28 protein-coding genes are annotated in these 24420 nt (G+C 67.9%); 12 read left to right on the top strand and 16 right to left on the bottom strand.

Annotated features, from left to right (window positions below; translation table 11 throughout):
* Nucleotides 1–22: 22 nt before the first annotated feature.
* On the top strand, nt 23–892 hold the full coding sequence (locus tag TY25_RS21320; RefSeq protein WP_226887128.1) for a LuxR C-terminal-related transcriptional regulator: 870 nt from the start codon (nt 23–25) through the stop codon (nt 890–892).
* Between the two features lie 16 nt (nt 893–908).
* On the opposite strand, the gene TY25_RS21315 is transcribed toward TY25_RS21320, so the two are convergent.
* The 5 genes from TY25_RS21315 to TY25_RS21295 all read right to left on the bottom strand — a co-directional run bounded on the left by TY25_RS21315 (nt 909) and on the right by TY25_RS21295 (nt 4619).
* Nucleotides 909–1943: a medium chain dehydrogenase/reductase family protein gene (locus TY25_RS21315; protein ID WP_042258694.1), complete on the bottom strand. Its 1035-nt coding sequence runs from the start codon at nt 1941–1943 to the stop codon at nt 909–911.
* A gap of 73 nt (nt 1944–2016) precedes the next feature.
* Nucleotides 2017–2586: a TetR/AcrR family transcriptional regulator gene (locus TY25_RS21310; protein WP_042258693.1), complete on the bottom strand. Its 570-nt coding sequence runs from the start codon at nt 2584–2586 to the stop codon at nt 2017–2019.
* Between the two features lie 70 nt (nt 2587–2656).
* Nucleotides 2657–3289, bottom strand: coding sequence for a TetR/AcrR family transcriptional regulator (locus TY25_RS21305; RefSeq protein ID WP_081869004.1), 633 nt, complete (start codon nt 3287–3289; stop codon nt 2657–2659).
* Nucleotides 3290–3332: 43 nt separating this feature from the next.
* Complete coding sequence (locus TY25_RS21300; RefSeq protein WP_042258690.1) at nt 3333–3701, bottom strand: MmcQ/YjbR family DNA-binding protein; 369 nt, start codon at nt 3699–3701, stop codon at nt 3333–3335.
* A 114-nt stretch (nt 3702–3815) separates the two neighbouring features.
* Nucleotides 3816–4619: an ArsR/SmtB family transcription factor gene (locus TY25_RS21295; RefSeq protein WP_042258688.1), complete on the bottom strand. Its 804-nt coding sequence runs from the start codon at nt 4617–4619 to the stop codon at nt 3816–3818.
* 162 nt (nt 4620–4781) lie between these two features.
* On the opposite strand from TY25_RS21295, the gene TY25_RS21290 reads away from it, so the two are divergent.
* The 3 genes from TY25_RS21290 to TY25_RS21280 are packed head-to-tail and all read left to right on the top strand — an operon-like array spanning nt 4782 to nt 6785.
* Nucleotides 4782–5711: an ABC transporter ATP-binding protein gene (locus tag TY25_RS21290; RefSeq protein WP_042258685.1), complete on the top strand. Its 930-nt coding sequence runs from the start codon at nt 4782–4784 to the stop codon at nt 5709–5711.
* Entirely contained in the window at nt 5708–6559 is an 852-nt protein-coding gene (locus TY25_RS21285) for an ABC transporter permease (RefSeq protein ID WP_042258684.1), read from the top strand. The genes TY25_RS21290 and TY25_RS21285 overlap by 4 nt, the downstream gene beginning before the upstream one ends.
* On the top strand, nt 6549–6785 hold the full coding sequence (locus TY25_RS21280) for a helix-turn-helix transcriptional regulator (RefSeq protein ID WP_029900775.1): 237 nt from the start codon (nt 6549–6551) through the stop codon (nt 6783–6785). The genes TY25_RS21285 and TY25_RS21280 overlap by 11 nt, the downstream gene beginning before the upstream one ends.
* Before the next feature lie 68 nt (nt 6786–6853).
* On the opposite strand, the gene TY25_RS21275 is transcribed toward TY25_RS21280, so the two are convergent.
* Complete coding sequence (locus tag TY25_RS21275; RefSeq protein WP_042258682.1) at nt 6854–7735, bottom strand: NAD(P)-dependent oxidoreductase; 882 nt, start codon at nt 7733–7735, stop codon at nt 6854–6856.
* A 143-nt stretch (nt 7736–7878) separates the two neighbouring features.
* On the opposite strand from TY25_RS21275, the gene TY25_RS21270 reads away from it, so the two are divergent.
* A complete protein-coding gene (locus TY25_RS21270) occupies nt 7879–8229 on the top strand; it encodes a winged helix-turn-helix transcriptional regulator (RefSeq protein ID WP_042258679.1) in 351 nt (116 codons plus the stop codon).
* Nucleotides 8230–8320: 91 nt separating this feature from the next.
* Here TY25_RS21270 and TY25_RS21265 read toward each other — a convergent pair whose 3' ends face one another.
* Entirely contained in the window at nt 8321–9442 is a 1122-nt protein-coding gene (locus tag TY25_RS21265) for a glycerate kinase (protein ID WP_042258678.1), read from the bottom strand.
* 183 nt (nt 9443–9625) lie between these two features.
* Here TY25_RS21265 and TY25_RS21260 point away from each other — a divergent pair, with 183 nt between their 5' ends.
* Nucleotides 9626–10072, top strand: coding sequence for a nitroreductase/quinone reductase family protein (locus TY25_RS21260; RefSeq protein WP_042258676.1), 447 nt, complete (start codon nt 9626–9628; stop codon nt 10070–10072).
* A 37-nt stretch (nt 10073–10109) separates the two neighbouring features.
* Here the strand turns inward: TY25_RS21260 and aroQ are convergent, their stop codons facing one another.
* Both aroQ and abmR read right to left on the bottom strand, forming a co-directional pair.
* A complete protein-coding gene (gene aroQ, locus TY25_RS21255) occupies nt 10110–10550 on the bottom strand; it encodes a type II 3-dehydroquinate dehydratase (protein WP_014988972.1) in 441 nt (146 codons plus the stop codon).
* Between the two features lie 17 nt (nt 10551–10567).
* Nucleotides 10568–11179: an ATP-binding transcription factor AbmR gene (gene abmR, locus TY25_RS21250; protein ID WP_042258673.1), complete on the bottom strand. Its 612-nt coding sequence runs from the start codon at nt 11177–11179 to the stop codon at nt 10568–10570.
* A 407-nt stretch (nt 11180–11586) separates the two neighbouring features.
* Here abmR and TY25_RS21245 point away from each other — a divergent pair, with 407 nt between their 5' ends.
* Nucleotides 11587–13263: an NTF2-like N-terminal transpeptidase domain-containing protein gene (locus TY25_RS21245; protein ID WP_226887129.1), complete on the top strand. Its 1677-nt coding sequence runs from the start codon at nt 11587–11589 to the stop codon at nt 13261–13263.
* Nucleotides 13264–13288: 25 nt separating this feature from the next.
* On the opposite strand, the gene TY25_RS21240 is transcribed toward TY25_RS21245, so the two are convergent.
* From TY25_RS21240 to TY25_RS21230, 3 genes are all read right to left on the bottom strand, one after another.
* Nucleotides 13289–13669 (bottom strand): DUF3054 domain-containing protein, encoded by a 381-nt coding sequence (locus tag TY25_RS21240; protein WP_042258668.1) that lies wholly within the window; start codon nt 13667–13669, stop codon nt 13289–13291.
* 65 nt (nt 13670–13734) lie between these two features.
* On the bottom strand, nt 13735–14823 hold the full coding sequence (locus TY25_RS21235; protein ID WP_042258666.1) for a lysylphosphatidylglycerol synthase transmembrane domain-containing protein: 1089 nt from the start codon (nt 14821–14823) through the stop codon (nt 13735–13737).
* A gap of 54 nt (nt 14824–14877) precedes the next feature.
* Nucleotides 14878–16377: an adenylate/guanylate cyclase domain-containing protein gene (locus tag TY25_RS21230; protein WP_172595751.1), complete on the bottom strand. Its 1500-nt coding sequence runs from the start codon at nt 16375–16377 to the stop codon at nt 14878–14880.
* Between the two features lie 182 nt (nt 16378–16559).
* On the opposite strand from TY25_RS21230, the gene TY25_RS21225 reads away from it, so the two are divergent.
* The 4 genes from TY25_RS21225 (at nt 16560) to TY25_RS21210 (ending at nt 20420) form a co-directional block, all read left to right on the top strand.
* Nucleotides 16560–17810, top strand: coding sequence for an AI-2E family transporter (locus TY25_RS21225; RefSeq protein WP_042258665.1), 1251 nt, complete (start codon nt 16560–16562; stop codon nt 17808–17810).
* Entirely contained in the window at nt 17791–18972 is a 1182-nt protein-coding gene (gene macS, locus TY25_RS21220; protein ID WP_042258663.1) for a MacS family sensor histidine kinase, read from the top strand. Before TY25_RS21225 ends, macS begins: the two co-directional genes overlap by 20 nt.
* Nucleotides 18969–19637, top strand: a complete 669-nt coding sequence (locus TY25_RS21215) for a response regulator (RefSeq protein WP_042258661.1) — start codon at nt 18969–18971, stop codon at nt 19635–19637. The genes macS and TY25_RS21215 overlap by 4 nt, the downstream gene beginning before the upstream one ends.
* Before the next feature lie 81 nt (nt 19638–19718).
* On the top strand, nt 19719–20420 hold the full coding sequence (locus TY25_RS21210; RefSeq protein ID WP_014988963.1) for a DUF1707 SHOCT-like domain-containing protein: 702 nt from the start codon (nt 19719–19721) through the stop codon (nt 20418–20420).
* A gap of 20 nt (nt 20421–20440) precedes the next feature.
* Here the strand turns inward: TY25_RS21210 and TY25_RS21205 are convergent, their stop codons facing one another.
* Nucleotides 20441–21631 (bottom strand): helix-turn-helix domain-containing protein, encoded by a 1191-nt coding sequence (locus TY25_RS21205; protein ID WP_042258659.1) that lies wholly within the window; start codon nt 21629–21631, stop codon nt 20441–20443.
* A gap of 147 nt (nt 21632–21778) precedes the next feature.
* On the opposite strand from TY25_RS21205, the gene TY25_RS21200 reads away from it, so the two are divergent.
* Nucleotides 21779–22252: a hypothetical protein gene (locus TY25_RS21200; protein WP_042258656.1), complete on the top strand. Its 474-nt coding sequence runs from the start codon at nt 21779–21781 to the stop codon at nt 22250–22252.
* 11 nt (nt 22253–22263) lie between these two features.
* Here TY25_RS21200 and TY25_RS21195 read toward each other — a convergent pair whose 3' ends face one another.
* The 3 genes from TY25_RS21195 to TY25_RS21185 form a co-directional block, all read right to left on the bottom strand.
* Nucleotides 22264–23298, bottom strand: a complete 1035-nt coding sequence (locus tag TY25_RS21195) for an isopenicillin N synthase family dioxygenase (protein ID WP_052383102.1) — start codon at nt 23296–23298, stop codon at nt 22264–22266.
* A 283-nt stretch (nt 23299–23581) separates the two neighbouring features.
* Nucleotides 23582–24001 carry a PIN domain nuclease gene (locus TY25_RS21190; protein WP_042258653.1) on the bottom strand — a complete coding sequence of 140 codons (420 nt, stop codon included), beginning with the start codon at nt 23999–24001 and terminating at the stop codon, nt 23582–23584.
* On the bottom strand, nt 23991–24185 hold the full coding sequence (locus tag TY25_RS21185; RefSeq protein ID WP_042258649.1) for a type II toxin-antitoxin system VapB family antitoxin: 195 nt from the start codon (nt 24183–24185) through the stop codon (nt 23991–23993). The genes TY25_RS21190 and TY25_RS21185 overlap by 11 nt, the downstream gene beginning before the upstream one ends.
* Nucleotides 24186–24420 lie beyond the last annotated feature (235 nt).

Raw genomic sequence — 24420 nt, 5'->3', positions numbered from 1 at the left:
CGTGGAACATAAGGTCGCAACCATGACACACCCATTGCGTCGAGTGGCGTCGTCGCTCGTGCTCGCAGTCACTGCGGCCACGCTGTCGGTGAGCGCCACGCACAGCGAGCCGGCCGCGGCCCGCTACGCCGCCGAGGAGCAGCGGCCCACCGCGACCGACCGGCACGACGATCGCACCCCGGATCGGATCGAAACCACCTCGGGTTCGGCGATTTCGGTGGTGCTCGCGGACAACCACGCGATCTTCCGGTCCGGCCTGCGCGCGGCGATCGGTACCCAGTCCGATATCGAATGCGTCGCCGAGGCCGACCACAGCGCCGCCGCGGTCCGCGAGATCGAGCGCCTGCGCCCCGACGTGGCGCTGCTCGACCTGGACTTGCCCGGTTTCGAGAGCCCCGCCGCCGTCGACGCCATCGCGGCGCTGGGTGGCAGCACCCGGATCCTCACCCTCACCAGCAGCGACTCCGACGAAAACCTCTACCGCGCACTCTGTCTCGGTGCGACGGGCTTCCTCGTCAAGACGCTGCCCGCCGACGGGCTGATCTCGGCCATCCGGATGGCCGCGCGCGGGGACGCCCTCATCGACCCGCACCTGACCCGCCGCCTCGTTACCCGGCTGACCGCTGGCATCGAGCCGTTCCCCAGTGCGCCGGAAGTCGAAACCCTCACCGCCCGTGAGCATCAGGTGCTGCTGCTGATCGCCAAGGCCTATACGAATCCGGAGATCGCCGCGGTGCTCGGGGTCGGCGAGCAGACGGTCAAAACCCACGTGTCCAACGTGCTGGCCAAACTCGGTGTCCGGGATCGGGTGCACGCGGCGGTCTACGCGCATACCCGCCGGATCGTGCCGCTCCCGCACCGACCGTGGCTGCCCGACCCGATTCGGGCCTAGCCCCGATGCTGCGCTTTCAGCGCTGCACGTCGGGGACGAGCACGACTTTGCCGGTGACGGTGCCGGATTCGGCGAGTTCCATGGCCCGGGCCGCCTCGGTGAGCGGGAAACGCGCGGCGACCTGCGCGCGCAGCGTGCCCTGGGCGGCGAGTTCGAAGACCGCGCCGAGGTCCTCGGTGATCCGGTTGCGGAACCGCGCGGCGTTACGCTTGCCCGCCCAGATGTTGTAGAAGTGCGCGTTGCGCTTGTTGGGCAACGCATTCCACCAGAGCAGGCGGGCGAACAGTCGCAGCACGGGCAGCCGGGAGTTGCCCTCGTCGTTCTTGGTCGCCGCGGTGCCATAGGAGACCAGGGTGCCGCCGGGGGCGAGCAGCCGGAACGAGTCGACGATGCCCGGCCCGCCGACGTGGTCGAAGACTGCGTCCACACCGTTCGGGGCCAGGACCCGAACCTGTTGCGCCACATCGCCGCGGTAGTCGATCCAGGTCGCGCCGAGCGCCTGCACCGCCGCCGCGTTACGGGCCGATGCGGTGCCGATGACGGTGATGCCGGCGGCGCGCGCCAACTGGACCAGGGTCGAGCCGACGCCGCCGTTCGCTCCGTGCACCAGGATGGTCTGGCCGCGGCGCACCGCGGCGGTGCGGTGCAGCATCTGCCATGCCGTGATCCCGTTCACCACAAAGGTTTCCGCTTCGGCCGGATCGAGTGCGCCGGGTACCCGCACGAGTTCCGCGGCTTCGAGCAGGACCATGCTGCTCCAGCCGCCGACCTTGGTCAGCGCGGCGACGCGACGGCCGAGCAGCGCGGGATCGACGCCGGCGCCGAGTTCGGCCACCGTGCCGACCAGGTCGTAGCCGGGTACGAAGGGGAAGGCCGGCTGGTCGTAGTACTTGCCGCGGCGCATCTGCTGTTCGGCGAAGGAAACGCCGGAGGCTTCCACCTGGACGAGTACCTGGCCCGGTCCGGGAGCGGGCAGCTCGCGCGTGGTGACCCGCAGGCCGTTCGGCTCGACGCGGTCCGGCAGCACGATTTCGAGGGCGGTGGTGGTCATGATGTCCTCCTGGTGTGTGACTGGTCAATCACTATGGCGGTAAAAAGAGTGCCCCGGTCGGGGCGCGGTCGGACTAGGGGGTGTTCGGGTGCCGAATGCCCGCGGTCAGGATGGCGGCCCAGGGGCCGTCGCCGGCGTCGAGGCCGAGGGTGGTGATCATGTGGCAGAGCTCGCCGTAGGCGATGAAGCGCTGGACCTGCTCGTCCCCGGCGCCCGAGCGCTGCTTGGCAAAGGTGGTGATCTGCTGGGTGCCGCGCCGCATCGCGTCGGCGACCTCAGGGATGTCGTTGGCCGAGCGGGCGTGCACCTGCAGCATCAGCAGCCGCTTGTCCGCGATGAGTTCGGCGTAGGCCCCGCCCATTTCGTGCAGGATCTGGTCCGGGCTCGCCCCGGCGGCGCGAGCCGCGCCCGCCGACATGGCCTGCTCGACCAGTTCATAGCAGCGGTCGAGCGCGGCCACGAACAGGGCGACCTTGCCGGGAAACAACTTGAAGACGTACGCGGGCGAGATCTCCGCCCGTGCCGCCACGTTGTTGATCGGCGTGCCGTGATAGCCGGTCTTGGCGAACTCGGTGATGGCCGCGTCCACGACGGCGTCGCGGCGGACCTCCGATGTGGAGAGAGTGGCACCTCGCTTGCTCATGTGAGTGACTGTACACTCACTCTTCGGGCAAGGTCAACGGTTCGATCGAACCTGCTGGTAGACGTGGCCTTCAGCGCATCTTCAGAGCTGCGGCGTAGGTGGCGAGCATGTCGAGGGTGACCTCGAGGATGCGATCCTGGATATCGGGGCGCGGGTACGCGACGCGGGTGAGGGCCTCGCCTGAGAACAGGTGCACCACGATGAACGTGAGCGGCTCGCGGACGTGTGCGGGGAACTGCGCCAACGCGTCCGTCTGCTCGGCGTGCGTGGTGAGTTCGCTGTAATAGCTGCTCACCGCGGGCGCGATCCGGGCCTGCAACTCCGGATCGTGCAGGGTGGCGATATAGATCTGGCGCAGGGCGTGAGTGAGCGGCGTGCTCATCGCCGAGCGCAGGAAGCCAACCGTCGCCTCGAGCGAACTCTCGCCCTGCGCCAAATGGTCGACCACCGCATGGAACTGGCGCAGCAGACGGGCCAGGATCTCCTCCGAGGCCGCCGCGATCAGCTCCGGACGGCCATCGAACTGCTTGAACATCGCGCCGCTGGACAGTCCGGCGCGACTGCAGATCTCGCGCACCGAAGCCCGATCGATGCCGACCTCGCAGATCGCCTCGATGGTCGCGTCGATCAACTTCGCGACCGTGGCCTCGCGGCGCTGCTGCATGGTCCGGCGCCGGGGCGCTCGTTCGATCGCACTGCTCATGCGATCCATCCTGCCGCCTGGCCGATTCCCGCGCCCGGCGCGGCTACCGCGATTGCCGGTGCGGTGCCGGACTCCACTCGGGCACCTCGTCGAGCAAGGCATCGGGGGCGGACAGGCGCCATGCCTCGAAGACGAGTTCGGCCAGTTCGTCGGCCTCGATGCCGTCCAGATGGACGACGACCCAGCCGAAACCGCCTGCGGTGAACTGCTCTTCGAAAACCTTCGGCCGCTCGCAGACCAGGGCCTGCTGCTCCGACAGCGTCTGCTTCAGGCCGACGGTCTGGGTGCGCGGCCAGTAGTAGCCGAACAGTTTCCCGCGCACCTTGTAGGAGGTGTATTTCTCGCCCGCAGTGCTGCGCACGTCGACGAGCGCGTCGATGATCCGGAAGAACTCGTCACTGTGTACCGCCACCGCAAACCTCTGGCCTTCGAACTCGCTCGGTGCTGACCGGCGTCCGTCACCTCGGGTGCGGCCTCGATGCCGGAGTCCGAATATACAACGGCCGCCGCCCCGCCGGTGGTGCCGTCAGGACTGCGCAGGTTGCGGGTCGGGCAGCGGCTCGCCGGTCTCCAGCAGGGTTTTGAGCCCGGACAGGATCGCGGGCCAGCCGCCGCTGATGCCCTCCAGCACCGCGCTGCCCGGCGCGAAGCCGTCGTGCACGACGGTCAGCTTGACCACCTCGCCCGCCGGCTCGAGCTCGAAGGTGACCTTGGAGCGCGGTTCGCGGCCCCAGGCGGCGACCTCGTCGGGGTTCATCTCGAAGGTCGCGGCGAACTCGGCGTCGAAGCTGTGCCAGGTGTAGGACAGTCTGGTGTACGGGTCGGCCTCGAGCACCACCTGCTCGGAGTCCTTGCTGCTCCAATCACGTTGGTGCCACACCATTTCCGAGCCCGGCCGCCAGTCGGTGTCGAACGTCGCGCCCCAGTAGCGACTGGTGAACGCCGAATCCGTCAGCGCCCGCCACAGCTGCTGTGCGGTGGTTCTGATGTAGGTGGTGTAGACGAATGTGTTGTCGCTCATGGGATGTGCCTCCAGTGCTTGCTTCAGGTCGGCGAGTGCGCGCACTCGCGAGCGGTCGTACCGGTTGATCCAGCGCTCGGTGATGGCGTTGATCGGCTCGGCATTGAGGTAGTGCAGTTTTTCGCGGCCGCTGCGCCGGGCGGTGATCAGGTTCGCGGCCTCGAGCACTGCGAGATGTTTGCTGACCGACTGCCGTGCCATCGCCAGCCCCGCGCACAGTTCGCGCAGGGTCTGCCCGTTGCGTGCGTTGAGACTGTCCAGCAGTCGTCTGCGGTGCGGATCGGCCAGCGCTTTGAATACCTCGTCCATGCCCCACCTTACCGGGAATATGCACCCTTCCGGCTGCCTGTTGCAGGATAGGCAGCCGTTTGGCTGCGTGTCAACCGGGGATCGATCAGTGCTGCGCATTGTCGCGGCGGAATGTAGTAGTTATGCTACGAATCGAGGGATGCCCACCATCGGGAGGGAATTATGACAGTGGGTCAGGACGTCGTCCTCGACGTCGAAAAGCTGCGGATGCGTTACGGCTCGACCGACGTGCTGCACGACGTGACCTTTCAGGCCCGCCACGGTGAAGTGCTCGTGCTGCTCGGGCCGAACGGGGCGGGCAAGACCACCACCATCGAGATCCTCGAAGGCTTCCGGATGCGGTCGGCCGGCCGGGTCGAGATCCTCGGCGTCGATCCGGCACACGGCGACGAGACGTGGCGGGCCCGCGTCGGCGTCGTCTTGCAGTCGTGGCGCGATCACGGCAAGTGGCGTGTGCGTGAACTGCTCGACTATCAAGGCGCCTTTTACGCGCCCTACGGCACGGATCGGATCCGAAGGCCGTGGGACACCGACGAACTCATCGAGGCCGTCGGTCTCACGCATCGGGCGAACCATCGGCTGCGCGACTTGTCCGGTGGCCAGCGGCGCCGGATGGACGTGGCGATCGGCATCGTCGGGCGTCCCGAGGTGCTGTTCCTGGACGAGCCCACCGCCGGCTTCGATCCGGAGGCCAGGCGCGAGTTCCACGACCTGGTGCACCGGCTCGCCGACGACCAGCAGACCACCATCCTGCTCACCACACACGACCTCGACGAGGCCGAGAAACTCGCCGATCGGATCATGATCCTGGCCGGCGGCCGGATCATCGCCGACGGCTCGGCCGACGAACTGTCGCGGCGGGTCTCCGGCCAGGCCGAGATCAGCTGGACCAACGACGGGCAGCGGTTCGTGCACTCGACCGCCGAATCGACCGAGTTCGTGCACGAACTCTTCAAGCAGTACGGCAGCGCGATCGGCGATCTGGAGGTCCGGCGCGCCTCGCTGGAGGAGACGTACATGACGCTGGTGCGCCGGTACGAAGCCGGCGAACTCGAGTCCGACGTGCACACCCTCGAGGAGGTAGGACGATGAACCCGCTGCTGCCCGCGGTCCGGCAGGGTCTGATCCGCGGCCGGATCGAATTGCGCCAGGGACTCACCAACGGGCAGGACCTGTTCGGGCTGCTGTTCTGGCCGTTGGCGATGCTGGTCGTGCTGTTCTTCATGCGCAACGCGTCGTTCGAGTCGAGCGGGCTGCTGCTCGGCTCGCTCGCGCTGCCCAGCGTGATCGGCATGCTGGTCGCGATCAACGGGATGATCGGGATGGGTCAGCAACTGGCCATGGATCGCGAGGACGGCACGCTGTTGCGCGCCAAGGCGACCCCCAATGGCATGGTCGGCTACCTGCTGGGCAAAATCGTCCAGGTGTCCGGTTGGGTTGTCATTCCTGGTGCCATCGTCCTGATCCCCGGGATGTTCTTGGTCGACGGCCTGGCGTTGAACACCGCCGGGGCGTGGCTGACGCTGATCGGGGTGATGGTGCTCGGACTGCTCGCCACCCTGCCGATCGGCGCGATCTTCGGGTCCATGTTCGACAACCCGCGCAACTTCTCGTTGATGACCTTTCCGATCATGGGGGTGATCGCGGTGTCCGGCATCTTCTATCCGATCACTTCGATGCCGGGTTGGGTGCAGGGACTCGCGCAGGTGTTCCCGGTGTACTGGCTCGGGCTGGGGATGCGCTCGGCGATGTTGCCCGGCGAGGCGGTCGCGATCGAACTCGGACAGTCCTGGCGGCATCTGGAAACCGTTGCGGTGCTCGGTGTCTGGGCCGTGGTCGGCTTGGTGGTCGCACCGTTCGTGCTACGCCGGATGGCCCGGCGGGAATCCGGTTCGAGCGTGGCCGAGCGCCGCGAGAAAGCGATACAGCGTGCCTACTGAGGTCATCTACAACCGCATCGCGATGCTGCGCGCCGAGCGTGGTATCTCGCGGCGTGAGTTGGCGGAGGCGCTCGGCGTGCACTACCAGACGATCGGTTACCTGGAACGCGGCGAGTACAGCCCCAGCCTGCATCTCGCCCTGCGTATCGCGGCCTACTTCGAGGTGGCGGTGGAAATCGTCTTCTCCACCAACCCCTTTCCCCGCCTGGGCACCGAAACGGCTTGAGCGGGCGGCACTCTCGTGCCGGGGATGACCGCCGCCCGGTGTGGCGGCGGTCAGCGGTCCCGGTCGGCTCACGCGTCGGCGCCACGCATCAGGGCGTAGGTGGAGACGGCCTCGCCCTTCTCCTCGCTGGCCGCGATGGCCTTGCGCCAGTAGGCCTGTGCGGTGTGCGAGAACGTCGCGTCGACACCGACCTCCTCGCTGGCATCGATGATGTGCTGCGCGCCCGCGTCCATCATCTTCAGGCTCGCCAGCGTGGCCCAGCCGCCGTTCTGGTTGGCGACCGAGAACTCCTCCATGAAGTAGGGGTACGCGGCCGCGGAACGCACGGCGAACGGGATGAACTGCGCGATGCTGTTGCCGGACCGCTCGATCATCGCGGTCGCCTGGTCGAAGGCGAGCAGCCACGGGTGGAAAATGGTCAGCAAAGCCTGGTAGAAGACCTGCGACAGACCGTCGTCCGGGCCGAGGTACTCCTGCGGGCTCAGCGGGCGCAGCAGTTCGGCGTGTGCGTCGAAGACCTCGCGCGGACCGCTGTAGAAGATGTACGACGCCGGGTGGGCGATGTTGTCACCCGCCGACATCACACCGCCGGCCAGGAATTCGGCGCCGTGCGAGCGGACCCACTCGGCGCCCTTGCGCGCCTTCTCCGGGGAGTCCGAGGACAGGTTGACGATCACCTTGCCGGCCAGCTGATCCGCCGCCTGCTCGAGCACGCTGTACATGGCGGCGTAATGGGTGAGGCTCAGCACGGTCACCTCGTTGGCCGTCAGCGCCGCCGCGACTGTATCGGCTCGCTTGGCGCCCAGTTCGACCATCGCGTCGACCTTGTCGGTGCTGCGATTCCACACCGTCACCTCGACGCCGGCGTCGAGCAGGGCCCGGACCATGGACTGACCCATCGGCCCGAGGCCCACTACGGAAACGGAACGGGGGGTGTTCTGCTCGGACATTGTGTGTCCCTTCGGTTCTCGATTCGGATGGTTCGGCGCCGAGATCCATGGTCGTTGTCGCAGGTAGAGTCGGGAAGACCGCACGTTCAGGTGTGGTTGCTTACCTCGAGGTTCGAAACGAGGTCAGAAGGAGTGCGGGGAACATGAGTAGTGACGCGGATCACGACGTGTGCGGCATGTCCGTGGCGATCGATGTCGTGGGCGGCAAGTGGAAACTGCACCTGATGTGGGCGCTCGGCGCCAGCCCGCAGCGCTTCGGCGAGATCCGCCGCCTGCTCACCGGCGTCAGCGAGAAGGTGCTCGCGGAGAACCTGCGCCAGCTCGAAGCCTCCGGTGTCGTGCACCGCGAGGTTTATCCCGAGGTCCCGCCCCGCGTCGAATACTCGCTCACTCCGCTCGGCCAGGAACTCGCCATCGCCTTGCGGCCGCTCGAAGAGTGGGGCGACAAACACCGCACCGAACTGCTCGGCAATCTGCTGGCTTCGGCGAGTTAGGCAGTCCGAGCGCTCGGCCCTGTGCAGTCGTGGCTGGGATCAATGGTTGCGAAGCGGCGCTGTGCCATTCAGCGAAGCGGCGCTGTGCAACTCAGAGGTGACGGCGAGCGATCTGCGTGCCGATCTGCTCCAGTAGCGTGGCGGCCGCCGCGATCGAGCGGTCCGGATCCGGTTCGAGATCGCTGAGCGCGTAGCAGTCCGTGAAGCCCGCCGCTCGAATCTCCTGTGCGGTGAGCGAGGTTCGGCCGACGGCCGCGACGGCGGGGACGTGCAGCGAATTCGCGACTGTGCAGACACCGATCGGCGCTTTGCCGTGCAGACTTTGCCGGTCCAGGGCGCCCTCACCCGTGACGACCAGTGCCGCTCCCTCGAGAAGCGTTCGGAAATCGAGCAATTCGAGGATCACCTCGATGCCGCTGCGCACCCGCGCGCCGAGCACGGCCAGCGCCCCGAATCCGGCCCCACCCGCGGCGCCCGCCCCGGGGTGGTCCGCGAACTCCGGCCCCGCCAGCCGTGCCCAATTGGCGAGCGCCGTCTCCAGTGTATCGAGATCCGTTGCGTCCGCGCCCTTCTGCGGTGCATAGACCGCGACCGCTCCCGCGGGGCCGAGCAGGGGATTGTCCACATCGGAGGCGACCGTAACGGTGACGGAGCCGAGGCCGGGATGCAGGCGTGACCGGTCGAATCGCACCGCCTGCGCCAAAGCCGCACCGCCGCGGGGTAATTCGCGGCCCTCGGCAGTCAGGATGCGTCCGCCAAGCGCCTGCACCATGCCCGCGCCGCCGTCGGTCGAGGCGCTACCGCCGAGTCCGAGCACGATATCGGTGACGCCGTGGTCCAGTGCGTGCGCTATCGCAACGCCCAGCCCATAGGTACTCGCGCGGAGCGGATCGGGTTGTCCCCCTGGAAGTTTCACCAACCCGACCACAGCGGCCAGTTCGATGACGGCGGTCGTGCCCTGCACCGCATACGACGTGTCCGTCACGACACCCGTCGGGCCGGGCGCGCGCAACGCCACCCGCTGCCATCCCGCCGCCACGAAGGCGTCCACCGTGCCGTCGCCCCCGTCGGCGACCGGTACCGGCTCGACCGTCACGTCCGGTGCGCCGCGAGTGATGCCGTCGGCCAGTGCCGCCGCCACCCGCGGCGCGGGCAGCGACCCCTTGAACTTGTCCGGCGCGAGCACCACCCGGCGCGAGGCTTCCCGTGTCATCCCCACATTGTCCGGTGGGGTCGCCCGCGCGGGTTATCCACAGGCGTTGTCGACGGCGGCGCGGGTCTGAATGTCGGGGTCTACCTGCAACTATACAAACAGAGAGCGGTGCTCTTGTTTTCTGAATCGCCCTGTGGAACACTTATCGCAATAGAGAGCAGTGCTCACGCAAGGAGTGAAGAAATGGACCTCAGCACCCGGTATATCGGCCCGTCCGGCCTGGATCCGATCATGAACCGGATCGCCAACTGGCTGCCCCGGCTGGGCATCAGCGTGCTGGGTTCGCGGCTGCTCGCGGTGCGTGGCCGCAAGAGCGGGGAGTGGCGGACCACGATGGTGAATCTGCTGGTGCGCGAGGACGGCGTGCGATTCCTGGTCGCCCCGCGCGGACATACCCAGTGGGTGCGCAACCTGCGCGTCGCGGGCACCGGTGAACTGCGGCTCGGCCGCAAGGCCGAGGAATTCACCGCGATCGAGGTGGCCGATGCGGACAAGGTGCCGCTGCTGCGGCTCTACCTGCAGAAGTGGGGCTGGGAGGTGGGCAAGTTCTTCGAGGGCGTCACCAAGGACGCCACCGACGACGAACTCGCCGCCATCGCGCCGGGCTTTCCGGTCTTCCGGATCGCCTGACCCCGGCTCGACGAGACCTCGAGCCGGAATCGACGGATCAGGCGGAGCGGACCAGGAATTCGATGGCTGCCGCGTACCCCTGGATACCCATGCCGGCGACCACCGCGGTGGCGATCGGCGAGATATAGGAGTGGTGCCGGAATTCCTCCCGCGCGTGCACATTGCTGATGTGCACCTCGACGATCGGCACCTCCGGAATCACCAGCGCGTCCCGCAGTGCCACCGAGGTGTGGGTGAGTCCGCCCGGATTGATCACGATGGCCGATTCCACACCACGCGCGCGATGGATGCGGTCGATCAGCGCGCCTTCGGAATTCGACTGGAACGCCGCGATCTCGCGACCGTAGCGTTCGGCGGTCTGCCTGCAGAGCTCGACGACGTCATCGAGCGTCGCCGACCCGTAAACCTCCGGCTGCCGGGTGCCGAGCATGTTCAGGTTCGGGCCGTTGAGGACCAGGATCGGACCAGGTGCGGACATGCCCGCAACACTAGTCCTTACAGACCCTGCGGCCCCTCCGCGCGCAGATCATCCACTTTGCGCATGGCGTCGCGCAGTTCCGCCAGCCACGATTCCGCATGCTGCCCGGCCAGTTTCACCGTCCAGGCCAGCGCGTCGGCGCGCGAGCGCGCCACGCCCGCGTCGACCAGGGTGTCGAGCACTTTGCGCTCGGGCTGACGCAACCGCGTCATCACGGGCACGGCCAGGTGGGTGAACAGGAGGCGTTCCCCGTCGACCGAGACGCCCCAGGCCACGCTGCGACCGTAGCGGCGCTGCGCTTCGTCGGCGATCTGCATCCGGGCGGCGCGGGTGGATTCGCGGAACCGGGAGACGGCCCCCTCCTTGGTCGCCCGCGGAACTTCCTCGGTCGGCGCTTCGGGATCGCCTTCCGCGGGTGGGTCGACCGGGGTCTGCTCCGGCTGCCTGATCGGCAACTCACCGATCACGACGATCTCGTCCCGGTCGATCTCGATGACGGGCGGGCCGGCGAACCAGTCGGCGGGCAACCTGCCCGCGAACCAATCCGGGGCATCCGCGGGATCCGGGAGGTCGGCTTGCTGCCAGCCGCCGGGTCGGCCGAAGCCCCGTCCCCGATGGTGCTGTCTCATGGGGAATCACCTACTTACCGTGTAGTGCTGCTTACGTTGATTACAAGATTACGTCGCAATTCGCGCGAATGGTTCCGCTCTGTGCGAACAGAGTTCGCCGCTGGTTCAGGCGGTGGTCGGGCGACTGTTCTACGGTTCGTCCGGACCCCGTCTGGGTACCCATTGATCCGAAACGCCGAGTAAGTCAGTAAGCGCACGACTTTGCGGGAGTGCCCGGTACGGTAGCGGCGCCGGTTGTCGCCGTAGCACTGGACACCGATCATGATCGGGCCCCCGAGATGGGAGATTTCGGGCACAATTGAGATGCTGAGCATGGGTAACGTCCTTGCGGCGGAGGCACCGCAGACAGGTCTTTTTCAGGTACGGTGGTCTTGTTACTGGAGTGACAAGAGTGAAGAGTGGGCGACATGGATGTGTGGGGATCCCGCCGCTTCCGCGTCCGGGGCGCTATGGCACTCGCGGGGGTGGCGGCGCTTGCGATCGCGATGGGATCGTGCGGGATACACGAGGGTAAAAACGAGGCCGAGGCGGTCGTCGAGCGTTTCACCGAACTGCTCGACAAACAGGACTACACCCGCGCCTCGGAACTCACGTCGTATCCCACCGCAGCTTCGGCAACCCTGAAGCAAATGTTTGCCGGCCTGCAGCCGGGCAAGGTGGATTATCGGAAGACCCAATTCATCGGGCTCGACGCGGAGTCGGCCATCTTCAGCATGGATGCCGACTGGAACTTCGGCGACCGCAAAAACTGGAACTACAGCCTGCAGGGCAACGTGCGCAAGCTCGCGATCGGCTGGCGCATCTCGTGGGATCCGGCGATCGTCATGCCGCAGCTCGATCACAACCGCACCGTGCGGCTGGTGCGTACCCAGCCCGCTCCCGCGCCGAAGGTCAACGACATCGCGGGCCAGCCGCTGATGACCGAGCAGCCGATCAACGTGATCAAGCTCGACCCGGCGAAGATGCCCGACCCGGTCGGTTCGACCAACGCGCTGGCCAAGGCGATCGAGCCGGTCGCCCCGCTGATCACCGGGCCGTCGCTGATGCAGCAGGTGGCCACCTCGCAGGGCAAGCCGGTGGTCGCGGTGAACCTGCGGGAATCCGATTTCGAACTGCTGCAGCCGGATATGGCGCCGATCCCCGGCGTCGTGATGGAGAAGCAGCAGCGGCTCATCTCCGCCGACCGCCGCGTCTGGTCGCCCATGCTGGACGCGCTGCGCAAGGTGCAGCAGGAGAGCCAGGATCAGCATTCCGGCTGGGGCGTGCAGGTATTCGAGCAGGACGGCCGGTTCGTCACGCAGTTGGCCGGCGAGCAAGGCCCGCCCGGCCCGGATATCGCGGGCACCATGGACCAGCGTTTGCAGCGCGCCGCCGAGGACGCGGTGGTCAGCGCGCCGACCCCCGCCTCGATCGTCGCGATCCAGCCCTCCAGCGGCGCGGTGGTCGCGGTCGCGCAGAACACCCAGGCCAGCGAGCACGGGCCGGTGGCGTTCACCGGGCTGTACCCGGTCGGCGGCAATATCGAGCTGTTCCGCGCCGTCGCCGCGCTCACCAAAGGTAAGGCGCCGCAAGATGTTCCGGTGCCGGAGGCGGCCGAGTTCGCGCCCGCGCTCGGGGTCGGCGTCGATTTCAAGGTGCCCGGCCTCGACGAGGTGACCGGGCGGCTCGCGGTCGCGGGACGCAGCGAGCAGGTTCGGCAGGGCGGCGGCTCGGACGCGGTGCTGGCCAGCCCGTTCGGCATGGCGATCGCCGCGGCGGCGATCGCGCGCGGCTCGGTGCCGCCGCCGCTCATCGAGGTCGCGCGGCCGAGCACCACCGACGCCCAGCTCGCGCCGCTGGCGCCGGAGATCACCGAGCGGCTGCGCGCGATGCTGCGGGACGCGACCAATGCCCCGGAATTCGCGAGCCTGCGGATGTATCGCGACGTCACCGGTTTCGCGGCGACCGCGGGACGCGACGGCTGGCTCATCGCGAACATGGGTGACCTGGCCTTCGCGGTGCACATCAACGATGTGGACAGCGGCGACGCGACCGCGCGGATGGCGGTGCGGATGCTGCAGTCGCTGGCTGCCCCCGAGCCCTGAAACAGCGGTCAGGTCAACGCAGCGATCAGTTCAACGCTTTGATGGCCGCGCGCCAGCCGAGCAGGAACAGCGCCAGCACCACACCCGCGACCAACACGAAGCTGAACGCCGTGCCCTGACCGCTGACCACGCGCAGCAGCATGCCGCCGCCCAGCGTGCCGAGCCACACCAGAATTCCGGTGGGCCACAGCGCCGTGCCGTCGAAGCGCGCGACCCGCCCGGCGTCGCCGAACAACCTGCTCGCCGCGGCGACGGCGACCAGCCAGCCCAGGGCCAGGCCGATCGCGAACGGCCAGAGCGTGCGCAGCAGGCCGGTGAGTACCGCTTCGTCGTGACTGCGCCTGCCGATCGCGCAGAACAAGATCACCAGCAGCGCATCGACGACCAACGGCACCAGTTTCTTCACGCGGGCCAGCGTAGTGGGCGCGGCCGCGCCGAATGTGAAGCACCTGCGGCACTGCGTGTTCGCGCTCAGAACCGCCGCTGGGAGAATTCCTTCTCGTATTCGGCGTCGTCGTCCTGCGGGGTACGGAACAGGAAGAGGAAGACGATCCAGCCGACGATCGCCACCAGGATGAAGCTCACCAGCCGGTAGACGAACGCGGCGGCCACCGCCTGCGCCGCGGGCAGCCCGGCCGCCGCGGTGAGGCCGTAGATCAGGGTCGCGTCGACATAGACGATGCCGCCGGGCGCGAACGGGATCGAGCCGACGGCCTTACCGATGGCGAAGGCGAGCAGCAGTCCGGCCAGCCGTGGGTCGGCGCCGACGGCGTAGCAGGCGGCGCCGAGACAGGCCACGTCCGCGAAGCGGTGCAGCAGCGCCCACAGCGCGACCAGCGCCCCGTCGCGTTTGCCGAGTTGCACCGACTCCAATTGCGCCAGCACGTCGCCGACCTTGCTCGCGCCCTGGTCGGCGGGGCGTTTGCGGAGCCGGTTCAGCAGCCCGAGCGCCCGGCGCAGCAGGGCCTCCAGCGAGCCGGGGTTGTTCGAGACATAGTTGCCGCCCCACACCAGGGCGATCACTGCGGCGACCGACAGGACCAGTTTGAACGGCCCGATGCTGCCGCCGGACAGGAACGTGCCGCTCACCCCGAGCAGCGCGAGTCCGACCGCGGCGACCACGCCGGAGAACACGAGTTGCCAGGACGCGACGATCGGGCTGGCGCCGAAGCGCCGGGTCTGCCGGTAGGTGAACGCGGTGGAAAACACCTGCCCCGCGGGCAACGTGACGGACATGGCGGTGGCACCGTAGACCACCGCGACGGATTTACGCTGGCTCACTTCGACGCCGCCCGCGTTCAGCAGTTGTTTCTGCACGCGGCCGAATCCGCTCATCGACAATGCCTGCAACCAAATACACGCGGCGACCCAGCCCCAATGTATGTCGCTGAGTTTTTGCCACGATTCGTGCAGCCGGGGCCACAGGTAGATGCCCTCGGCGATCAACAATGCCAGCAGGGCAATGCCGCCGACCCATTTCAGCCACCAGAATTTGCCACGGCGGGTCTGGTCCGTGTGCGCCGGCGCAGGTTCTCCTGCCAGTTCCCCGTTGGCCGTCACCCAGTCAGCCTAACTCGGGAACGCTGGTGTTTCATCGGTCTACCGCGTGGTCGGCTAGGTGGCGACCTGCGTGTCGACATCGAAGCTTTCTTTCGGCCAGGCGAGCATGGTTTTTCGGCGCCGGCCGCGCAGTTGTACTTCTTCGCCGGTTTCCCACTTGTCCTGCTCGCTTTCATCGGCGAAATACAGCGCGCTGCCCGAGGCCAAGGTGCGCCCCGGCTGATCTTTGGCGAGCTCGGTCAGCCGGGAGGCCTCGTTGACCGGATCGCCGATCACCGTGTATTCGAAACGATTTGCCGCGCCGATATTTCCGGCGACGGCCAGTCCGGCCGATACCCCGATCCCGATATCGAGGCCGGGCACCTCGCGCAGTACTTCGCGTAGTTCCCGGGCCGCGGCCAGCGCCGCGGTCGGCGCGTCCGGGCGGTCTAGCGGCGCGCCGAAGATGGCCAGCGCGGCATCGCCGACGAACTTGTTGACGAACCCGTTGTGCCGGTCGATCACGTCGACCACGATCCGGAAGAATTCGTTGAGCAGGCTCACCACCTCGGTGGGCGGTCGCTCGGCGGCGGTCGCGGTGGACCCGACCATATCGACGAACAGCACCGCCACGAACCTGGTCTCGCCGCCGAGTTCGGTGCCGTAGTCGAGCGCGCGCTGCGCCACCTCCTCGCCGACGTGCTGGCCGAACAGTTCCTGCAGCTGGCGGCGTTTGGCCGCCTCTTCCATCATCCGGTTGAAGCCCACCTGCAGCAGGCCGATCTCGCTGCCGTCGAAGACCTCGACCTGCACGTCGCGCGCGCCCTCCTGCACCCGGTCGATGGCCTGGCTGAGCTGGCGGACCGGATCGGAGATGCTGGAACCGGTGAGCATCGAGAGCGCGAGCGCCTGCAGGATGACCACACCGCAGAGCAGCAGGATCGAGATCGCCAGCGATTGGGCGGAGAATTTCACGTCCGAGGAGATCTGCGTGATACAGAGCAGCACGATGGCGATGGTGGGGGCGAACGTGCCCATGCCCCAGGTCATGGCCATCCGGGTGCCGACGCCCGGGGTCAGCGTGTGATCGAAGGTGCCCGCGGTCAGCGCCTCGGCGGCGACGGGGCGCAGAATCCGCTCGCCGAGCATGTAGGTGAAACCGAACACGATGGTGGCGGCCATGCATTCGGTGACGATCACCGCGCCCGCCAGCTTGGGTTCTTCGGAAATGATCAGGGCCGCCAGGATCGCGCCGCCGATCAACCACAGCGCCAGATGCAGGATCGCCTGGCGCAGCGGCGCGTGCAGCGCGGCCATCTGTTCCTGCCTGCTCGGCGGTCCGCCGCGCATCTGCCAGCGCATCACCGGGCGCAGCATCAGCGCGGACGCGGTCGCGCTGAGCACGCCGCCGGTGATGAACACCAGACCGGGAATCACCAGGCCGGTGTGCCTGGCACCGCTCTGCGCGTCTTCGGGGACCGGGAGGCCGTACTGGATGAACGCCCACACCAGCACCGCGCCGAAGGCGTTGGCCAGCAGCATCGATGCCAGGTACAGCGGCCAGCGCGTTCGCATGGTCTGTTTGACCGCTTCCAAGGGCGCTGACACAACCAACAATCTAGCGTTTCGATCACGCGTCCATCGCTGCGGCGCTGTTGCGCCGGTCCGGCTCAGCTTCGGTCCGGGTGCGGTTCTGCCCCGGCTCGGCGCGGGTCGACGCGGGACTTTGCCCTGATGCGCCCGTTAAGCTCGGCGAGGTGACCGACCCCAAGCCGAACACGAAGCGGAAAGCCTCTCTGCCGCGGCCTGCCGCTGACTCCGTGCATCCGATCGTCCGGGTGTCGGCGGAGTGGGGTTGGCGGCTGCTGATCCTCTTCGCGGTCGCGCTGGCGCTGGTCGCGGTCATCCAGAAGCTGGCGACGGTGGTGATTCCGCTGGCCATCGCCCTGCTCGCGGCCGCCCTGCTCGCGCCGCTGGTGGACTGGCTGCAACGACTAGGGGTGCCGCGCTCGGTCGGCGTGTTCGTCGCGCTGGTCGGTTCGCTCGGGCTGGTCGCGGGCATCATGACATTCGTCGTGGAACAGTTCATCGCGGGCGTGCCGCAGTTGTCCCGCGAGTTCACCAACAGCATTCACAAGATTCAGGACTGGCTGATCACCGGTCCGCTGCATATGAGCAACGATCAGATCGGCAATGCCGGCGACCAGATCGTCAAGGCCATCCAGTCCAATCAGGACCGGCTCACCAGCGGGGCGCTGACCACCGCGACGGTCATCTTCGAACTGCTCACCGGCATCTTCCTGACGCTGTTCATCCTCATCTTCTTCCTCTACGGCGGCGATCAGATCTGGCAGTTCGTCACCCGGATCGTGCCCACTCCGCAGCGGGAGCGGGTACGTACCGCCGGGCAGCTCGGCTTCGGCACGCTGGTCGGATTCGTGCGCGCCACCGTGGCCGTGGCGGCGGTGGACGCCATCGGCATCGGCGCCGGGCTCGGCATACTCGGTGTGCCGCTGGCGCTTCCGCTGGCCTCACTCGTGTTCATCGGCGCGTTCATCCCGATCATCGGCGCCTTCGTCGCCGGGTTCGTCGCGGTGTTCATCGCGTTGGTGACCAAGGGACTGATCACCTCGTTGATCGTGCTCGGCATCATCATCGCGGTGATGCAGCTGGAAGGCCATGTGCTGCAACCGCTGCTGCTCGGCCGGGCGGTGAGCATCCATCCGCTGGCGGTGGTGCTGGCGATCACGGCGGGCGTGGTGCTCGGCGGGATCGCGGGCGGTCTGCTCGCAGTGCCGTTCGTCGCGGTGATGAACACGGCCATCCGCTCGCTGCTCGCGGATACCCCGGCGGAGTTGTTCGAGGATCTGCAAACCGGCGAGGTCGAACCCGACGAGCCGGACCCGGACCGCTTCGACGTGGCGGCGACCTTGACCAAGGCCGCGGACGAGACCCCCGAGGCCCGGTCCGCCGAGCCCGGATCCGGTGATGGCGCGCCGCGGGGCTGAGCCGCGTTCGTCCGACGTGGCCACGACGCCGCTGTGGCGGGCGGTGCAGGCGCTGCGCCTGGTCACTCTGCTGTACGCGGTCGGTCAGCAGGTCGCCTCGGTGCCCTATTACCAGAACCAGCGGTTGAGCTGGGTGCTCGTCGCGCTGATGGCGGTCTGGTCGGGTGCGTCGGCGATCATGCTGTCGCAGTGGCAGTTTCCCGATGTGCGGCGGCTGCGCGGCTGGGTGGTGCTCGGTGACCACGTCGTCGTGATCGCGCTGATGGCCGCGACCCGGCTGGTCGCCGACTACGACTGGTATCACGGACATCAGACGCTGCCGACCACGCTCTGGGCCGCCAATGCGGTGATCGGGGCGGCGATCCTGCGCGGGCCGATCGCGGGCGTGCTCTCCGGCGCGCTGATCGCCTCGGCGGCACTGACCGTGCGCGACCAGTGGGGACAGGACGTGTGGACCGATGCGACGGTGCCGGTGCTGGTCTCGGTCGGCCTGGCCCTCGGCCTGGCGGCGAACACCGCGCGCCGCTCGCAGGACCAGCTCGAACGCGCCGTCCGGCTGACCGCCGCCGCCGAAGAGCGCGAACGGCTTTCGCGCGAGGTGCACGACGGCGTGCTGCAGGTGCTCAGCTACATCAAGCGGCGCGGTACCGAGATCGGCGGTGCCACCGCGGAACTGGCGCAGCGGGCCGGGGAACAGGAAGTGGCGCTGCGGGTCCTGATCAGCGAGCAGGCCGATCGAGGCGATTCCGGCGGCGCCGAGGTAGACCTGCGGCCGCTGCTCACCGTGCACGCGAAGCCGACCGTGTTCGTCTCCACCCCCGGCGATCCGGTGCTGATCGGACGGTGGGCGGCGGGCGAGCTCGCGGCCGCCGTCGCCAACGCGCTGTCCAATGCCGAACTGCATGCCGGGCCGGACGCGAAAACGTATGTGCTGCTGGAGGACACCGGCGACGAACTGGTGATCTCGGTGCGTGACGACGGCGTCGGCATCGCGCCCGGCCGGCTGGCCGAAGCGGAAGCCGAAGGGCGACTGGGCGTTTCCCGATCGATCGTCGGACGGATCGCCGCGCTGGGCGGTACCGCCGATCTGCTCACCGAAATCGACGGCGGTGTCGGCTTCGGCACCGAATGGGAATTCCGGGTACCGAGGAGCGGACTATGACCGACAGTGCTGCGACCGAAGCGATTTCGGTGATGGTGGTGGACGATCACCCGATGTGGCGCGACGGGGTGTCGCGCGACCTCACCGAGGCCGGGTTCGAGGTGGTCGCCACCGCGGACGGGGTGGGCAGCGCGACCAGGCGGGCCGCGGCCGTGCAACCCGCGGTGGTGCTGATGGACATGCAGCTGACCGACGGGAACGGCGCGCAGGCGACCGCCGAGGTGCTGCGCGTCTCGCCGCAGAGCCGGGTGCTCGTGCTCTCCGCCTCGGCCGAACGCGACGACGTGCTCGACGCGATCAAGGCCGGAGCCTCGGGGTATCTGGTGAAGAGCGCGTCGGTGGCGGAGCTGATCGAGGCGGTCCGCGCGACCGCGGCCGGGCAGCCGGTGTTCACCCCCGGCCTCGCCGGGCTGGTGCTCGGCGAATACCGGCGGATGGCGACGGCGCCCGCCGCGCCCGACGAGCCGCACCGTCCCGCGCTGACCGAACGCGAGACCGAGGTGCTGCGCATGGTGGCGAAGGGGTTGTCCGCCAAGCAGATCGCGTCCCGGCTCAACCTGAGTCATCGCACCGTGGAGAACCACGTGCAGGCCACGCTGCGCAAGCTGCAACTGGCCAACCGGGTGGAATTGACCCGCTATGCGATCGAGCAGGGACTGGAGTAGTCCGGCGGAGGTACGAAACGCCCTGCGGAATCCGGGATCGCCCTGATACGCCGGAGCCGGTGAATCGGTAATCTCGAAACCATGGGCGGACCCGAATCGACATCCCACGGCGTCGGCCCCGGTGACGCGATCGGCGACCGGGATCTACGCGTGTCCGACGCCGAGCGCGAGCACGTCGGGCAGCTGCTGCAACGTGCCGTCGGGCTCGGCATGCTCTCGCTGGGCGAGTTCACCGAGCGGATGGACACCGCGCTCGCCGCGAAGACCCGCGGTGAGCTGAACGCTGTGCTCATCGACCTGCCTGGGGTCCGGCTGGTCGGTCAGCCCACCGCGCCGCCCTCCACCTTTGTGAACACCACGCCCTCGTTCGTGAAGCACCGCCCGGCGCCGCCGCCGATCAGCCCGGTCACCGGCAACGGCAGCGTGATCCGCAGCAGGCTGTCCGGGGTGAACCGGCGCGGGCCGTGGCAGGTCGCGCCGACCCTGCACCTCAACAACTGGCTCTCCGGCGTCACCCTCGACTTCACCGAGGCGATCATGTCGACCCAGGTGGTCGAGGTGAACGTGGACGATTTCTGCAGCTCGCTCACCCTCATCGTGCCGCGTGAGGCCACCGTGGACCTCAACGAGGTGGACCTGATCGGCTCCAGCGTCAACAACAAGGTGCGCACCGGCCCGCCCATCGGACCGCTGCACGTCGTGGTCCGCGGCCGGATCCGCTTCGGATCGCTCACCGCCAAGCACACCTTCATGGCGCACTGGCGTCGCATGATGGGCCACTGAGCAATTCGATCGGCGTCGGCTCAGGTGTTGACGCCGATGCGACGGGCGAAGGCGCGCAACGGGACTCTGCGGTCGTGATCGAGCAGCTCGGCCACGATGTGGCGGGGCAGCGACTGATACTTGAGCCAGTCGGTGCCGCCCACCCGTTCCGCGGTGAGCAGGGCGCCGAGCGCGCGCTGATGCTGGCCGGTGCGGGACAGGGCGACGGCGGTATCGGTGAGGTGCCGGGCGCGCGAGGACTGCGGCAGGCCGCCGTTGGCGGGCATCTCGCGCGCGGCGGCCAGCGCCTCCGGATAACGCTCGGACGAGACCTGCACATCCACCGTCTGCATGACGATTTGTGCTGGGCCGAAATAGGTTTCGTAATCCGTGCGGTCACTGCCGATCCGCTCCGCGACCGCGCGCGCGGCCTCGACCAGCGACAGCGCTTCGGGCACAGCCTGAGCCCGGCCCGCGGCGGTCGCGCCCTGCAGTACCAGCGAGCCGTAGGCGGACAGGTGCGCGAGCGGGACATCACCTTTCGGCTCCAGCTCGGCCGCCGCGCGCAGCGCGACGCCCCTGGACTCCGCGTAGCGGCCCTGCACCAGCAGTTGCCAGGCGACCGAGCCGCGGATGGTGCCGAGCAGCAGCGGGTCGTCGCCCGCGGCCGCCGCCAGCAGCGCCTGCCGGATCGCCAGGAACGCCGGATCGGTCTGTCCGAGGTGTACCAGCGTGCAGCCGGTCACCCAATACATCCGCGCCAGTAGCTCGTTCGCGACCGGGACCGAGCCGTTGCGCGCGGCGTGCACGGTCGCGCGCAGCTGGGTGATCCCGGTCGGCAGCACCGAGGTGAGCAGCTCGTAGCGGCCGGCCCAGTACGCGCCCCACGCGTAGTCGACCGCGCGCTGCCCGTCCTCGAGGCTGACCGCGGCCTCCTCCTCGGTCACGCCGAGCAGGTCGTCGACCGGGGTCAAGGCGCGGCGGATCGCGACGATGCCGGAATCCGGGTCGCCGGACGGCACGCCCGCGCGCTTGCCGATGAGGTCGGCGATGTCCACATCCAATGCGCGCGCGAGCTTTTGCAGGCTGGCGATGGACGCGGTCTGCCTGCCGCCCTGCTCGAGTTTGCGCACCAGGTCGACGCTGACCCCCGCCTGATCCGCCAACTGACGCTGGGTGAGCGCCCGGCCGCGGAACCTGCGGATGCGGACACCGATCGACGAATCGTCCATGGACCCAATTCCTTTGTTAAATCTGGGTTTCAGAGTACGACGCTAAGTCACGGTGTTCGGCCGAAGTGGGACATTACGTACGACTCGTTTTCCGGCGCGTGGAATATCGTTGCCTTTCTGCAACTTTCATAGCAAAGGGCGGCGGCAATGAACATCGTGCCGAACACCGAGCGTTGTCATTCATCCCACGAGATCGCGCACCGGCTGCGCCATTTGCACGGGCTGCCGGTGCAACTACTCGGCGGACGCCCGATGGTGGTTACCGGCTCGGTCCTCGGCGCCGTCGCGATGCCGCCGGACCTGGGCCGCGCCGTGCTCGTCGCCCTCGAGCGCACCTACACGGCGCCCGTGATCGCCGATCCCGGCGAGCACACCTGGATCTTTCTGGTCGCGCCGCCGAGCCCGGCCAGTCCCGTCGAAGTGCCGATGCGCCGATATCTGGCCGGGTATCAGGTCACCGTGCTGCCCGGTGGGCAGCACATCATGGTGCCCACCGGCGACTGTGCGCGCGGCTGGCACTGGGCGGGCGAACCGGCCCCCGGCGTGCTCCGGATGCCGCCGCGCAGCGCGGTGCTCGACGCCGTCCAGCAGGTGACGACCCGCCATTCCGGTACGGCGTGAGCCTCCGGCGCTCAGTCGGCCGTCCGGTAGTGCTGCGGATCGGCGGCGAACGTCTTCTGCATCTTGCGCGAAATCCATTGGCCCGCGGTCTCCGCGCCGAACTGCTGCTGCGCGGCATGACCCGCGAAGGAGCCGATCGGGTCGATCGCCGCGTCGTGACTCGGCAGGTAGAAGAACGGGATCGACAGGCGTGCGGACGTATTGCCCCGTTCGGGATTGATCACCCGGTGCAGCGTGGAGACCCAGCGGCCCGCCGTCCACAGGGCCATCAGATCGCCGATATTGACGATGAAGCCGCCGGGAACGGCCGGGACGTCACGCCACCCGCCCGTGCCGTGACGTACTTGGAGGCCGCCGACAGCGGTGTCCTGATACAGGATGGTGAGGCTGCCCCAATCGGTGTGCGCGCCCCGGCGCAACTGGCCGGGCAGCGGCGCTGCGCGTTGCGGGAAGTAGTAGTTGACGGCCACCGACGAGACGTGGCGGGCGAAGATGTCGTCGAAGAAATTTTCCGGCAATTCCAGTGCCAGAGCGAACAATCGCATGAGATCCGCCGCCAAATCGGTGAGGGCCGCCATGTATTCGCGCCAGGTGTCCGCGAAATTCGCGGGCACGGCAGGCCAGATATTGGCCAATTTCCAGGACGCCCAATAGTCGCCGAGGCCCGCGCGTTCCTCCTCGCTCAAATCGCCGGTCACGTGCGCCGAGAAGACTTCGCACAGGTCCGGCGGTGACGGCTGGTCCAGGCTGTGCGCGGTCGCGCCCGCCATCCGCCGGAATCCGGATACGCCCGGCCGATGTGCGACCGAATCCTTCAGCGCATCGGGCAGCTCGAAGAACTCCCTGGTCGTCTCGCACATCCGCGCCACCAGCTCCGCCGCAACCCCATGACCCACGATGGTGAAGAACCCCGATCTCGCACAAGCCTGTCCGATCGCCCGCGCAATGTCCCCACGTCTGTCGGCACAGTGCCGGTCCGACAGATCGATCACCGGCACGAACCCCTCCAGCACCGTCACCCCGTCACCCGTCGCTGTTCCACTCAATGTCGTTGTCCTTCCTCGTCTTACGAGCAGACACCGAGTATTCGACCCACACCCCACGAAGTCGCCACCTGAGCTGGTCGCCGAGTTTTTCCGCTGGAACTCGACACCACCACACGAAAATCCTCCACCCACCAGCCTCCCGACCGCCCAAATCCTGCGCCTCGACCTGGCCACGCGATCGCCAGGTGCCGGTGGGGGCAATGCCTGCGAGCGCTGCCGCGTGGTGATCAGCCCCCAAGGCCGGGCAAACGTCGATCATGTGCTTGCGCCGCAACGACGTTCGTCAGTCGGCGTGGCCGGCAGGAACCACCCAGCTGCTCGGGTGGCCGGTGATGGCGGCGATCAGGTCGTAGTCGCCGTCATAGTGCAGGACGGTGTGGCCGTGGCGTTCGGCCGTGGCGGCAATGATCAAGTCGGGCAACGAGATCGCCCGATGGGTGCCTGCGCGGATCAGGTCGAGTTGGATGTCGTTGACACGGTCCCAGACTTCGTCGGGTGTGGGCAGCCAGTCGAAACCGCGCAGCATGTCGCGGACCGACTCGAGTTCGGTGGACTTGCGGACGTTGTACAGCACCTCGTATTCGACGGCACCGCAGATGGCCAGCGTCCCGCGCGATGACAGGTCGTCGAGGATCGGCGCGACGGCAGGCCTGCCCCAGCGGGCGAGGGCGGATTTGTCGACGAGGTAGCGCTCACTGCTCACCGGGAGCCGACGGTTCGTCGTTCAGTCCACCGGACTTCACCCATGCGGCGAACTGCTCGCGTTTGCGGCGGCGCACCACGTCGGCAAGGGCGGCGTTGACGGTCGCGACCTTCTTCGAGGTGCCGAGAACCTCTGCGGCCTGGGCCAGCAGATCGTCGTCGAGATCCAATACGGTGCGAGCCATCGGGACCTCCCGAACTGATATCATTTGCCGCTTCAAAGTATATCATTTCCTTCCTTTTCGCTGGTAGAGCTAAGTTGTGGTCGCCGTTGCCACCCGCGAGGACCAGGATCGGCGTCTGGATGGGGGCGGTCGGTCGAGCGATGTGGTCTTCAGTAGGTATTCATCGGTGCGGGATCCGGCGGATCGGACGTAGACAAGGCCGAGTAGAGGTTGGCAGTCCTGGCAGTCGGGTAGA

Origin of the sequence: Nocardia brasiliensis NBRC 14402, assembly GCF_000308475.2 — a bacterium.
GTDB lineage: Bacteria > Actinomycetota > Actinomycetes > Mycobacteriales > Mycobacteriaceae > Nocardia > Nocardia brasiliensis.
This window is presented reverse-complemented; position numbering and strand designations above follow the sequence as displayed.